The organism is Methanosarcina barkeri 3 (assembly GCF_000970305.1).
Lineage (GTDB): Archaea > Halobacteriota > Methanosarcinia > Methanosarcinales > Methanosarcinaceae > Methanosarcina > Methanosarcina barkeri_A.
On record NZ_CP009517.1, the window covers coordinates 779,524 to 792,306 of the forward strand.

General features: G+C 42.8%; 17 protein-coding genes. All 17 read right to left on the reverse strand.

Annotated features, from left to right (window positions below; genetic code table 11):
• Nucleotides 1-38 precede the first annotated feature (38 nt).
• Nucleotides 39-494, reverse strand: a complete 456-nt coding sequence (locus MSBR3_RS03175) for a PPC domain-containing DNA-binding protein (RefSeq protein ID WP_048109963.1) — start codon at nucleotides 492-494, stop codon at nucleotides 39-41.
• Nucleotides 495-743: 249 nt separating this feature from the next.
• Nucleotides 744-884: a hypothetical protein gene (locus tag MSBR3_RS19935; RefSeq protein ID WP_196296997.1), complete on the reverse strand. Its 141-nt coding sequence runs from the start codon at nucleotides 882-884 to the stop codon at nucleotides 744-746.
• Between the two features lie 172 nt (nucleotides 885-1,056).
• Nucleotides 1,057-1,182, reverse strand: a complete 126-nt coding sequence (locus MSBR3_RS21330) for a hypothetical protein (protein WP_268989112.1) — start codon at nucleotides 1,180-1,182, stop codon at nucleotides 1,057-1,059.
• A gap of 48 nt (nucleotides 1,183-1,230) precedes the next feature.
• On the reverse strand, nucleotides 1,231-1,623 hold the full coding sequence (locus MSBR3_RS03180; RefSeq protein ID WP_230627731.1) for a nitroreductase family protein: 393 nt from the start codon (nucleotides 1,621-1,623) through the stop codon (nucleotides 1,231-1,233).
• Nucleotides 1,624-2,100: 477 nt separating this feature from the next.
• Nucleotides 2,101-2,985 carry a DMT family transporter gene (locus MSBR3_RS03190; protein WP_048106391.1) on the reverse strand — a complete coding sequence of 295 codons (885 nt, stop codon included), beginning with the start codon at nucleotides 2,983-2,985 and terminating at the stop codon, nucleotides 2,101-2,103.
• Nucleotides 2,986-3,122: 137 nt separating this feature from the next.
• Nucleotides 3,123-3,320 (reverse strand): MM0924 family protein, encoded by a 198-nt coding sequence (locus MSBR3_RS03195; protein WP_048106393.1) that lies wholly within the window; start codon nucleotides 3,318-3,320, stop codon nucleotides 3,123-3,125.
• Between the two features lie 772 nt (nucleotides 3,321-4,092).
• A complete protein-coding gene (locus MSBR3_RS03200) occupies nucleotides 4,093-5,193 on the reverse strand; it encodes a DUF7544 domain-containing protein (protein ID WP_048106395.1) in 1,101 nt (366 codons plus the stop codon).
• Nucleotides 5,194-5,325: 132 nt separating this feature from the next.
• Complete coding sequence (locus MSBR3_RS03205) at nucleotides 5,326-6,231, reverse strand: F0F1 ATP synthase subunit gamma (RefSeq protein WP_048106397.1); 906 nt, start codon at nucleotides 6,229-6,231, stop codon at nucleotides 5,326-5,328.
• A complete protein-coding gene (locus tag MSBR3_RS21335) occupies nucleotides 6,228-6,359 on the reverse strand; it encodes a hypothetical protein (protein ID WP_268989113.1) in 132 nt (43 codons plus the stop codon). Before MSBR3_RS21335 ends, MSBR3_RS03205 begins: the two co-directional genes overlap by 4 nt.
• Before the next feature lie 3 nt (nucleotides 6,360-6,362).
• On the reverse strand, nucleotides 6,363-8,126 hold the full coding sequence (locus MSBR3_RS03210) for an alternate F1F0 ATPase, F1 subunit alpha (RefSeq protein ID WP_048106399.1): 1,764 nt from the start codon (nucleotides 8,124-8,126) through the stop codon (nucleotides 6,363-6,365).
• A 13-nt stretch (nucleotides 8,127-8,139) separates the two neighbouring features.
• Complete coding sequence (locus MSBR3_RS03215) at nucleotides 8,140-9,219, reverse strand: F0F1 ATP synthase subunit B family protein (RefSeq protein WP_048106401.1); 1,080 nt, start codon at nucleotides 9,217-9,219, stop codon at nucleotides 8,140-8,142.
• Nucleotides 9,220-9,238: 19 nt separating this feature from the next.
• The gene (locus tag MSBR3_RS03220; protein WP_230627733.1) at nucleotides 9,239-9,514 is read right to left on the reverse strand and encodes a F0F1 ATP synthase subunit C; all 276 of its coding nucleotides are present in this window, start codon (nucleotides 9,512-9,514) and stop codon (nucleotides 9,239-9,241) included.
• 37 nt (nucleotides 9,515-9,551) lie between these two features.
• Nucleotides 9,552-10,259: a F0F1 ATP synthase subunit A gene (locus MSBR3_RS03225; protein ID WP_048106402.1), complete on the reverse strand. Its 708-nt coding sequence runs from the start codon at nucleotides 10,257-10,259 to the stop codon at nucleotides 9,552-9,554.
• Complete coding sequence (locus MSBR3_RS03230) at nucleotides 10,249-10,563, reverse strand: N-ATPase subunit AtpR (protein WP_048106403.1); 315 nt, start codon at nucleotides 10,561-10,563, stop codon at nucleotides 10,249-10,251. The genes MSBR3_RS03225 and MSBR3_RS03230 overlap by 11 nt, the downstream gene beginning before the upstream one ends.
• Entirely contained in the window at nucleotides 10,556-10,894 is a 339-nt protein-coding gene (locus MSBR3_RS03235) for an AtpZ/AtpI family protein (RefSeq protein WP_048106404.1), read from the reverse strand. Before MSBR3_RS03235 ends, MSBR3_RS03230 begins: the two co-directional genes overlap by 8 nt.
• The gene (locus MSBR3_RS03240) at nucleotides 10,887-11,291 is read right to left on the reverse strand and encodes a F0F1 ATP synthase subunit epsilon (RefSeq protein WP_080942183.1); all 405 of its coding nucleotides are present in this window, start codon (nucleotides 11,289-11,291) and stop codon (nucleotides 10,887-10,889) included. Before MSBR3_RS03240 ends, MSBR3_RS03235 begins: the two co-directional genes overlap by 8 nt.
• Nucleotides 11,288-12,700, reverse strand: coding sequence for a F0F1 ATP synthase subunit beta (gene atpD / locus MSBR3_RS03245; RefSeq protein WP_048106406.1), 1,413 nt, complete (start codon nucleotides 12,698-12,700; stop codon nucleotides 11,288-11,290). The genes MSBR3_RS03240 and atpD overlap by 4 nt, the downstream gene beginning before the upstream one ends.
• Between the last annotated feature and the right edge of the window lie 83 nt (nucleotides 12,701-12,783).

Here is a 12,783-nt window from a genome sequence, read left to right on the forward strand (position 1 = left end):
TTTTGAGACCTGAATATAATTCTTGTTTTATCGGAATATCATTTCAGATCCGAAACCTGCTCAAAAACTACAGGAGCAAAACCCTGTTCCTCATCTGCAATTCTTCTGGCAGAAAATCCCTCGAGTTCGAAGACAAAAGCCTCAACTACCATAAAAACTTCGCTCTCTCCTCTCAAACACCCCAGTTTTACATTGTCTCCTCTGCCTGCGCCTGCATGCAGATGGATCTTAGGCTTTCCGTCCATTAAAAAAATGTTTCCAATTCCAAGAATTTCATGTGCATCATCAAAGCCAAACCATACAGGTTCCGGAGGGGTTACATTTTCTTTCGGGCCTACGACAAACTTTGCTTCTTTTAATGCGCCCAACAGCACAAAAACAGCAGATTCGATGTGCTCCAGTTCAGCAAGTTTAATTAGTTCAAGAATCAGGTCATCTCCATAATCGATCCTTACGGTAAATACTCTGCCTATTCTTCCTTTTGCATATTCCATCTTTTTACCCTCACTGATCTGTAATTTTTCCGTCCGCAAACCTGATAGTTCCATCAACTTTTAGGCCAGGTTGCAGGTTTGTCCCTCAGCACGATTGCAGGAGAACAGCTAAGTGCCCTTGCTACCGAAACCCTCTGGTTTTGTCTTCCTTAAAGTTGCCGAACTTTTGATCCATCCGGTCTTCAAGTACCACCTCTTTAAGGAGGTTTTCGGCAATTTCCTATTCTTCTTACCTGCTTTTTCCTGCAATCAAGAGTCGGCATTAGTATATTTTCCAGAGCTGTAAAGTTCGGGAACAGGTGATGATACTGGAAGACAAAACCCCAGCATTCCATTTCGCATATCAGAACGTTCTTTATCCGACATATTTGTTACGTCTTTACAGTCCATCAGGAGCGTTCCAGAATTTGGGGTGTTCATGCCCTAGCAGGTGCTTAAGTGTGCTTTTGCTTGAAGTGTGTCCTAAAATTTTGATTCTGGATCCATTGTAAAATTATAGAATGTTAATAAAGAATAGTCTCCTACACCTTCAGGAGCAAACAGAAACATTTTCTTCAGAAAATTACCTGATATACGTTATGAGATCAAGCTTCCTGTCAGGTACATAGACAACTGTATCTTTCTTATACCCAAATACAGCCGAATAGTAAGGCCTGTATCCCTCAGGTATTTTTAGTTCTTTTCGCAATTCGGAACCTTGTGATGAATAAAACGCTAATAGAACGAAGAAAATCCACTATGACCCCAGCCCAATTGACTCTGCGGCTAGTAGCAAGTTCTGAGTAGCGGCGGCACAATCTGCGTCAAGAGGTATGGGTGACTGTTCATTGCCAGAGACAATGATAAGTGTCGGTGCACCATACAAACAATTGAATATCTCATCAGTTCCTAGTTCCTTTAAATGTCCCAGATTGTGATGTTTTGCGGCTTCTTTAGCTACGATATTCAGTTTGTTCAGTAATTTTTTGTCTTGAATTACTGTAAAATGCCATGCCTGATCCCCAGCATTAGGAGCGTATAGCCCTGCTTCCAGTACAGCCTGTAATTCTTCCTCTTTGATCTGTTCATCTTTGAAGCTTCTGATACTCCTGCGTTGTTTAATGATTTTTAAAGTTTCATTGACAATCATCAAAAGCACCCTTTCTTTAGTTTTGGTTTACAAAAGTCACCAGCCTTTGGACAACTAACGTGACTTATTTTTACCACTGACCCTCAATTAAACATGTTAAATATAAAAATTCTTTAATTCCCTTTCTTAATTCTCAAACCTGTGTTGTCGATCTTTTCCTGTACTTTTTGAACCATTATAGTAAAAAGAGGAATTCTAACTAAGAGCTTTTTGGTATAACACATAAATTACACTGTAACTCACTGAAAACCTCTGTTTTAGGTTGCTTTTATTTTGAGACAAGAATTCTATAAAAGGAAACCTCTAAAAAGGAAACTTCTACAAGAGAAGATTTTTACAAGAGAAGATTTTTACAAGAGAAGATTTTTACAAGAGAAGATCTTTACAAGAGAAGATCTTTACAAGAGGAAACTTCTACAAGAGAAAATCTTTACAAGAAAAGATCTTTACAAGAGAAAACTTCTACATTCTGTTCTTCTATTTCAGGCCTAATCCATCCCTTCTACTTATTACATAAGCTGCTGTGAGAATAAAAAGGCACCCAAGAAAGGTCGAAATATAGAGCGGGTTTTTCAGAACAGTAACGTCAAAGAAAATTCCGGAAACGGGTTCGACAAGGGCAAGAATACTTCCTGTCTGAGCCCTGATTCCTGAGATTCCTCTAAGGTAAATTACAGCAGCGAACGTAATAGTTAAGCCGAAGAGAAACAGGATGTCAAAGTTTTTAACGAAAGCAGCAATGGGTGTGGAGAGTGCGGACGGTAGCATAAAGAGAAGGCTTATTCCTGTTAGCCAGAAGGTTTGGGATATTCCGGAATAATCATTTCTAAGATACCGGATTGTTATTATGTTTACACCGAATGACAGACCTGACAGTAACCCGAAAAGAAGGCCTTTCTGGAACTCAGGACCTGAATGTCCAAGAATTTCACCTGGACGTGCGATCAGTAAAACACCTGCAGTTGCAAGCAAAAGAGGTAGTAAACTGTTACTGTTTCTGTGTTCTCCGAGAACTGACGGAGCAAATAAACTAACATACACCGGAGCTGTATAGAGCAGAAGGACAGCTACCGAAACTCCACTGTACCGGATGGAGGAAAAATAACAAATTCCTGTTATCGCATTCAAAAGGCCCAGGAGAAGAAGGTATCTTTTTTTCTTATGGGGTTTAAGCTGTCCGAGTCCTCTATTGAACAGCAAATAAATAAAAATAATGCAGAGACCAAAGAAAAGCCTGGAGAAAAGGATAGATCCGGTTGACATCTCCTGAATTTTATCCAGAAAAACTCCTATAGTGCCGTAAATTATGCTGCCAGTTACAACTTCCAAGTATGGATTTAAAGAATTTTTCTGTACTGGCATGATCGATAATTAAAAACTTGTGAATATATATTTTTTGGGCGTAGAAAAATACGGGACCACAGGTTTTAAAACAAACTTTTAAAAAGAAAAAAGAAAAAAAGAGAAAAAAGATTCAGTGAAGTCGTTTATTGCTTTTATTATTTTCTCAGTGTTCTCCACATTGCAGCAATTTTCTCGATATCGATATGTGTGTAGCCTTCTTCTTTTATAGTCCACTTAAGGCTGAGGACTCCGTCATTACACTCGGCAGCAATTCCTCTGTATGTGGTATTTCCCCCGATATCAATTTCAACTTCTTTGCCCAGATAATACTTCTCAATGAATTCCTGCTTCATAATTATCAACTCCCAATTCGTACTTTTCCGGATAAGGTCCTGAGAGACAATTTTCAGGGTATATGTTAAAGTAACTAATTAACAATACCTAGAAAGTAATATGCACTGGCACGTTTTTGAGAGAATATTTTTATAACATGCATCGTTGTGAGGCAATATATACATTAGCGCCAGAGAAAATGTCAGGATGTATAATGATTTTGGATGGTACCTGTGACTACCTACGATTTCAGAGAATGTAGAGGCAGGTACTGATGAATAATGTGTTGCCTAATAGTTTAACTTTAACTATATAGAATATATCCAAAAAATATATAATGAACTTAATTCTATCTATAATTTAGAAGGCCCGCTGAGTCGATCAAACAACACCATAGCTCACAAACGTAATATCTCAATAGGTGACTAATTTTTATTTCCGCAATAGCTTCATCCCGAAGAGGTACCCTCAGATCGATCGAACAATGCCGGCGCCTTCAAACTCTTTTTTCAGTGTAATTTCTTTTCAATCTCACTGTCTATCTGATTGTCTATCTAGCTCTGTCTATCTAATAGTCAATACAGCGATCTGAAAATATGGATCAGGACTTAAAGGTTATTCCGATCCTGTTTAAAAACCATAAAATCGGCTGGAACGACGGTTAAGGGCTCTAAGCTTTTCCCATCCGGATAAAACAAGCTCAGAAGCCCTTAATTTTTCCTTTTCTCAGAAGCCCTTAACTTTTTCTTTTCGTTCAGAAGCTCAGCTCAATGTCCTGAGTTTTCTCTTAGCTCAAAAGGTCGGCTCAGGTTCACCAACTCCGGCTTCAGGTTCCGGGACAGGAATATCAAAGAAGGGAATTTCTGCGTCCGCGTACCAGGCTTCAAGAAAACTCAACAGATGATATTTCATGAAAACAGCAAGAGGTACACTGAGGAAAAACAGAGTTCCAAAGATAAAAACCAGTTCAGCAACAATAAAAGGAATCAGAAGGATCCAGTTAAGAGGGTCGGATACTAAGGACAAAAAAAGGAAGTACAGGATTGTGTCAAAAATAAGGAAAGCAATCCCAAAAACCAGTATCATTAGCCCAATAAGTAAAACTGCAATAATGCTTACTCCTATCCCGAGTACGATCCTGACAAACCAGTAAACTAAAATTTCACGCCAGCTTTTCCTGAAATTCCCCAAAACAAGCTTGAAGGCCGAAAGAATTCCTTTATTCCTGTAAATGGAAAGCGGAATTGCAAGGCTTAAAAGAGAATCTATCGCAACTGCAAACAGGAAGAGCACAACAATTACACCTACAATCCAGAAAATTCCTCCAAGCAAGGTAGGCCAGGTAAAGTCTGGGGATGCTTCACGAATAACAGGTATAAGAGGAAGAAGAGATATTCCGAACAGTGCAAGAAATACCAGCCAAATAGCTAAACGCACCAGTAGAAGGCGGAATCCTTTTCCCAGAAACCTTCTTGAATAAGCCCAGAATTTTACTTCATTTCGTACAAGGGATTCCACAAAAACAAATTCCATAATACTGGAAATGTATGAAAAAACGAAAATTAGGAGAAGAAGGAGAATTACTATTGCGACTGCAATCGCCAGTTGTGGCTCCGGATACATATAACCGACCGGAAAAATATTACTGAAAGCATTATCATACATATCAAAAAGAAGATCAGGCGTCTGTCCATGCTCAATAAGAGTAAAATTATCTTTTAAGTCTTCCGAAGCCATATTGTAGCCGCTCGAATTTCCATAACTAGAAAGCCCGCCTAACAGAAAAATAATGATTGCAAGTTTTGCCCATTTCCAGAAATCAAAAGGTTCAAAAAGAGCTTCTCTTGTTCTTGAGACAGCTCTGTCTACTGCGTCTATTGCGTACCAGCTCATAATATAGAATTTTCGTTAGAAAATAAATAATTATCTAAAATAGTTAGATTAGAAATTTTCCAGACAGACTTCAAGATATCTCAGGAAAACTTGAAGTTTTTCAGACCTTAACTGCCGATTCATTTTACTTTTTCACTGTATAGACCTGTGCGATCTGGACAGAGCTTCAAAACCTGACACGACTTCAAACAGCTCTTCATCAATGCCGCTCTGGCGCACACGGTAATATTCTCCACTGAGATTATCAAGCAAGTCGTCAATATTTTTATCGGCACGCTGCATTGCTGCCAATCGACTGGCATTTTCACTTGCAAGTGACTCAGCGCATGCCCTGAAAAGCGAAACGAAAAGGTATTCGCTGATGAGTGCCCGTAAGGTCTCTTTGATATCACCCATTACCTCAGGAAGTAAGTTTTCAGTCGGCCAGGAAAGTTTAACCAGGTCATCTCTCCAGGTTTCATCAAATGGCAGCAATCGCTGGCTAACTGGCTCGTAGGTAACTCTGGTTTTATGGCGGTTATAATAAAGATAAAGTTCGGCATCTTCATCCTGGCTGCGTAGTTTCTCATTTTCCACAAGAATTTGCGCTATAAGTGGGGTAATGGCCTTAACCGAGTTTGGCACATTATAAAGTCCAACAAGCGGTAAGTCTTCATCTTCAAGGCGCGAATAAACACGCTCTCCTACAGCCCAGACCTGAGCTTTACCTGGCAAAGCTTTCAGTTCCTTGACAGCATAATCGGTAATTATATCATTAAACTGACCTACAAGTCCCTGGTCCGAACCGAAAATTACAGCTCCGATGAGACGTGTATTCTTTTGCGTTTTTCCTTCTTGCACAGCTGGCATGAGTGCAATTTTTCTGAAACATAAACCCAAACCCAGTTCCACAGTGTGATAATAATCGGATAACGCACTCACTGATTTTTCATATTGCCCTATATTCGAGGCTGCCAGTGCTTTCATCGTACGGACAACAGACTGAAGATCTTTTGCTCTATCAATCTTTGTGCTCAGACTCTGAGTGGTTTCAGTCATGGTTTTTCCTTGTTCTCAGGCTCGGATTTGCTTTCAGTCCTGGCTTCGGACTTACTCAGTTTTTCCTCAATTCGGGTTCCTAACTCAGTTTTCTCGTCTGTTCTGGCTTCTGGCTCGGGCTTCCCCATAGTTTAAGTCTCTGATTTAGCCACTTTTTCTTTAGTAGCTTCTGATTCAGGTTTACTTTTAGTTTTGGTTTCTGATTCAGGTTTTTTTTCAATTTTGGTTTCTGATTCAGGTTTTTCTTCAGTTTTGGTTTCTGATTCAGGTTTACCTTTAGTTTGAGTCTCAGACTCGGGTTTTTCCTCAGTTTGGGTTTCTGGCTCGGTTTTTTCCTTAGTTTTAGCTTCCGGTTTGGATTCGGATTCAGGTTTTGGCTGGTAAGGTTCCAGTGCTTTGCGAGCGATATCGAGGATAGTTTCACGGTCCTTGTCGCTCAATTCTTTATCGCCTTTGAACCGATTGCGCACATCTTCGGGAATATCCGGTACTGCCTTGCGCAGGGAGCTTTCAGCTTCTCCCATTTTGTCAAGTGGCACATTGTCGAAGAGTTTTGCGTTCAATGCAACAAGGATAACGATCTGATCCGGTACGGGCACAGGAGAGTTTTGAGGCTGCTTCAGTAGGGCACGGATCCGCCTTCCATGCTCAATAAGTTTTCGTGTATTTTCATCTAGCCTTGCGCCGAATCGGGTAAATGCTTCGAGTTCTTCAAATTGTGAATAAGCAAGCTTGAGGTCTCCGGCCACTGCTCTATAAGCAGCAAGCTGCGCTTTACCGCCTACTCGAGAGACAGATTTACCAACATCGACTGCAGGCAGCACACCCAACTCAAAAAGCGAAGGTGATAGGTAAATTTGCCCGTCCGTAATTGAAATCAGGTTAGTTGGAATATATGCGGAAATGTTCTGCGCTTCGGTTTCGATAATGGGAAGGGCAGTAAGTGAGCCGCCACCAAGTTCTTTGAGCAGGTGCGTGGACCGCTCCAGCAGTCGTGAGTGAATATAAAATATATCGCCAGGGTATGCTTCTCTTCCCGGAGGACGACGAAGTAGTAATGAAAGTTCTCTATACGCGCGTGCATGATTGGTCAGGTCGTCGTAAACAATCAGCACATCTCGGCCTGCTCTCATAAAATACTCTGCAATACTGGTCGCAGCATAAGGAGCAATATAAATTAGTCCTGATGGGTCGTTGCCTTCAGTTACAACAACAACCGTGTAATCCATTGCACCCCTTTCCCGTAAGTTTGCCACTGCTCTGGCAACTGCGGATGCGCGCTGACCAATGGCACAATAAACACACAGGACATTAAAATTACGCTGGTTGAGAATAGTATCGATTGCGATTGCAGTTTTTCCAGTCTGGCGGTCCCCTAAAATCAATTCTCTCTGGCCGCGTCCTATTGGGATTAATGCATCAATAACTTTGATACCGGTCTGGAGAGGCACGGTAACAGGAGATCGGTCCATAATTGCCGGACTTGGACGTTCGATGGGTAAGCGCTTACTTGAAACTACTGGACCTCTGTTATCAAGAGGACGACCTAACGGGTCAATGACTCGTCCGAGAAGTTCTTCACCTACAGCAACATCCATAACCCGCCGAGTGCGTTCAACCTGATCTCCGGCATGGAGATGTGAGTATTCACCCAGTAGAACGGTACCTATTTCTTTTTCATCAACATTAAACGCGATTCCAAACAAATCCCCTGGAAACTTTATAAGTTCATCGAAACCTACAGTAGGAAGGCCAGATACATTTGCGATACCTGTAGAAACTGTCAAAATTCTGCCCACCTCCTTTGGAGTGAGCGAGGGAGTTACTGATTCTCTGACCTTATGTATTTCGGTGAAAACGTTATCAAAAATATCCTTAAGATTTTTAGGTTCCATGTTCACTGGCTCTTTATATTGGCTCTGGTTTGGAATTTGTCTCCTGCTTGGCCACGGATTCGGACTTAGCTCCAGACTTAGCTCCAAACTGTTGTTCAGAAGATTCCTGTTCTGCTGCATGTTTTTGTTCTGCACCGGATTCCTGTTTAGCCTCTGGCTCTTTTCTCGACTCGGGTTTATTATAGTCAGTTTCTGGTTTGGTTTCGACTTCGGATTCGGTTTTTGATTTGGGTTTATGAGTCTCGGTTTCAGGCTCCTGTTCAGTCTCAGGTTCGTTTTCAAGCCTGGGTTTGTTATTTTTCGTTTGAGGCTCAGCTCTGGCTTCACTCGCAGTTTTTTCTTTTATCAGATCATCTATACTTTTTTGAAGTGATGAAAGATAATCTGCAATGCTCCACGCTACTTTTTCTCCGTCTGTGGTTAGTTCGATGCCACTGACAAGGTCAGGTGCAGTCTCAAACCTGGGTTGAATTTCTATACCAAGAGTTTCTTTAATCGTCTTTTTGACCGAATCACGCTGTGCTTGTGGAAGGTCAAACGCAGTACGAATGAGCACCTGACCCGATGAGGCACTAAGCGCTGAAGCTAACTGTTTTTTTTCATCATCTTTCAGGCTGTGCAGCTTTTGGACAAATACATCAACTGTGCGTTCTTCCAGGCTGGTTCCAGCCAGATCGGTCAGTACTTTTCGCGCTATGTTAAAAACTTCCTGCCGGGTCCGACGGCCAATTTCCTGACTTAAGTTCTGTTCTTCGTTCCTTAATGCCTCCTGTTGTTTTGCCTTCAAATCCGAAGCTTCCTTCCTTGCCTGTTCGAAAAGCCGCTGACGTTCAGCTTTTGCATCTTCTTTTGCCTTGTTAAACAGGGCATTACGCTGCTGGTCAAACTCCTCGTTCTTTTGCTTAAACTCGTCTTTCTCTTTTTGTGCTTCTGCTTCTTTCGCATCCGCATTCTTAAGTTCATCTGCTACTTTCTTCTCACGCGCATCCACTGCATTAAGTATCGGTTTGTAAAGAAAACGTTTCAATAACCATACAAGGATGAGGAAGTTGATTACCTGCGCAATGACAGTGAACCAATCGATCAGCGGCATGATTATTTTCCTCACTATTTCAGGTAAGTGCACGGCTCCAGAACGGATTAGCGAAGATAAGAATCATAGAAACCACAAAACAGTAGATTGCCAGAGACTCAATCATTGCCAGTCCTACAAACAAAGTTCTGGTTATTGTTGCGGAAGCATCGGGCTGCTGTGCCATAGAACTCAGTGCTGTTGCGACCGAACGCCCCTCACCAATTGCTGGCCCTATAACTCCGATACCTATTGTGATACCGGAGGTGACAATTGATGCCACCGCAATTATGGTTGTATAAGTGTCCAAAGCCATAGTGTTTCCTTCCATTGTTACTGTTGCTTTGATTCATCTACTCCTGTTCAGCAATATTTTGCTCCTGTTTTGGCCTGTGCTTGTGCTCACGTGTAGCAGCTGCTATGTAAACTGTAGCCAGAACGCTGAAAATATATGCCTGCACCATGCCAACGAGCAGACCAAGAGCGATCATGAGATCCGGAAATATGAACGGTGTGATTGTTAGCAGAATGGCAACAATCATCGTGCCACTCATGATATTACCGAACAAACGAATTGCCAGTGCCAGCGTGCGTGAGATTTCACTTATAATATTAAACGGCAGCATGATGATCGTCGGCTCTGTGTAGGTCTTAAGGTAGTTACCAACTCCCTGCTCTTCTATACCAAAAAGTGGCACGGCTACAAACACACATAATGCAAGCGCAGCCGTAGTTGAAAGAGACCCTGTTGGCGGTTCATAGCCTGGGATAATAATACAAAGGTTAGCCACGCCAATGAACAGAAAGAGCGTGCCTAAAAAGCCCAGATACTTCTTCGGTTGATCCAGGCCAACGTCCTCAATTTGTTCCAGGATGCCTGTAACAATAATTTCCAGAATATTTTGCCAGCGGGAACGTTCCAGACCTGTAGAGAGTTTGCTTGTAATGGTTTTTGAGCCAATTACCATTACAAGCATCAATCCCCAGGTATATACGATCGTAGCATCGAGTTTGATAAAACCGTACTGCCAGAAAATCAGCTCGTCAGGACTAAGTCGCATTACTGGCCTCCTTTGTCAATTGGTTCGGGTCTTCCTCTGGCAGTCTAGTGAGTCTAACTACTATATGACGCATAATAAAAAACCCAAACAAGCATGTTAACAGTCTTTCCCAATGGCCATTTGAGACGAAGTAGAATCCGACTATAACAATGCTAATTCGTATAAACAGGCTGCCAAGAAACCATAATGCAGGTCTTCCGGAAGAAAGTCCCCTCTGAACCGTCCACCAGAGCCCTCCGAAGAAAATAGCTCCAAAAAGAAAACCGGCTACCAGAGACAGAACAAGGTTTAGTATTTCATTCATTGTAATCCTCCTGTTCCTCTTGCATTTCTTTACGCTCCTTAGCTACCCAGTGCCATGCATTCAAGCAGCCGACAAATAGGCCTATAATCAGCATCGTGAGTGTCCAGGAAAAGCTTGTCGGATAGTATTTATCTAACCAGAGCCCGATTGCAGCGCCAATTAGTGTCGGAACCGCTACCGACCAACCTATAAGCCCCATCATGCCTAAACCAAGCCAGATAGTCCTGTCCACATGACGTTGTGCCCTGAGCTTTCGTTTAGCTTTTGTCTCAATCTGACGGGCCAGAGGTGACTCGTCCTTCAAAGGTTTCTCTGATGGTCTGTCAGACATTCCGAAACTCCGATAAGCGACGTATAAGTCCGGTTTCCAGTTTTTCCATTACTGAACGAATTTTTTGCTCGTTCTCATCTAAGGTCAAAAACTCTTTTTCTACAGCCTCATGCAACTGGCTTAAGTCCGTTCCGAAAATAGCATCATGTGCCGAGACAAGTACATCCTGACCAGTCTTGATGAGTACGCCTTCATCAACTGCCACATAAACTTCGCCCTCTGATTCGGTTTCGTAGGTGAGAATTCCAGGCTGCAGAGCCGCGACGCAATCGAGTCTGTGTGGCAAGAGTCCAAATAAGCCCTCACGGCTCTCTGCAACTATACGTGATACACCTTTCTTTTCGGCAAAGACCTGATAAGGCAGAAGAATCGTAAGGTTCATGAGTCCTGAGTTCATGATTTTTCCCGATTTGATTTTTTGGCTATTGCTTCGTCAATCGTTCCTATCATATAGAGGTCGCTTTCCGGGTAGTCTTTGAATTCGTCACGCAAGATACGTTCGCAGCCGTCGAGTGCATCTGAAAGACTGACAAATTTGCCTTTAATGCCTGTGAACTGCTCAGTGGTGAAAAATGGCTGCGTCAGGAAACGTTCCAGGCGGCGGGCGCGAGCAACTACATTGCGGTCCTCTGCCGATAGCTGCTCCATGCCAAGCATTGAGATAATATCTTTGAGTTCTGAGTATTGCGCAAGCGTCTGCCGGATTTCCTGGGCCAGACGATAATGCCTTTCACCAATAATGCCAGGTGTGGCCATTTTGGAATTTGATTGCAAAGGGTCAATGGCCGGATAAAGTCCCTCGCTTGCCCTTTTGCGAGAGAGGACAATTGATGCCGAGAGATGTGAGAATGTATGCACAGCCGAAGGGTCAGTGAAATCGTCAGCAGGCACATACACTGCTTGAATCGACATTATGGCTCCGGCATCAGTAGTAGATATGCGCTCTTCTAACTCGGATAATTCAGTTCCCAATGTAGGCTGATATCCCAGACGTGAAGGCATCTGTCCCATCAAGCCGGATACCTCAGAACCAGCCTGAATAAACCTGAAAATGTTATCTATCAACAGTAGCACATCTCGGTGTTCATCATCCCTGAAGTACTCTGCCATTGTCAGTGCCGTATGACCTACACGAAAACGAGCTCCCGGTGGTTCATTCATCTGACCGAACACCATAACCGTGTTCGGAAGCACACCCGCATCTTTCATATCACGGTAAAGTTCTTCTCCTTCTCGACAACGTTCACCTATTCCGCAAAATATGCTTACTCCCTGGTGTTGCTTGACTACGTTATGAATCATCTCGGTTAGCAACACTGTCTTGCCAACGCCCGCTCCTCCGAATAGACCTGCTTTACCTCCGCGCTCAAGAGGCACCAGCACATCTATAGCTTTGATACCGGTCTCGAAGATTTCAGACGTAGTGGACCGACGCATCAGCGGCGGCGGAGCCTGGTGGATTGAGCGCCACTGGACGTTCGACGGAGGCTTCCTGCGGTCTATGGTATCTCCAAACACATCGAACATTCGCGAAAGGATTTCCCTGCCAACAGGCGCTTTTAAAGGACCATATGTATCTTCCACTTCCATGCCTCGAGCAAGCCCCTCGGTAGGAGTCAGAGCAATTCCTCGAACGCGATGTGTGTCAAGCTGGGTCAAAACTTCTATGGCAATCTGTTTTTCTTTTCCTGCACGTAGCAGCGTATATACATGTGGCAAGTGGTTTTCGAACAATATATCTACAATGCTGCCGCGCACCGAGATAACCGTACCGAGATTCAAGGGCCTCCTACTATTATCTGCCATTTTAATAGCTTCCCCAGGCTTGCATTATATCCAGTTTTGGAGTTTTCTTTTCCCGAAGTCCGGTTCGTAAGAACTATGAATTT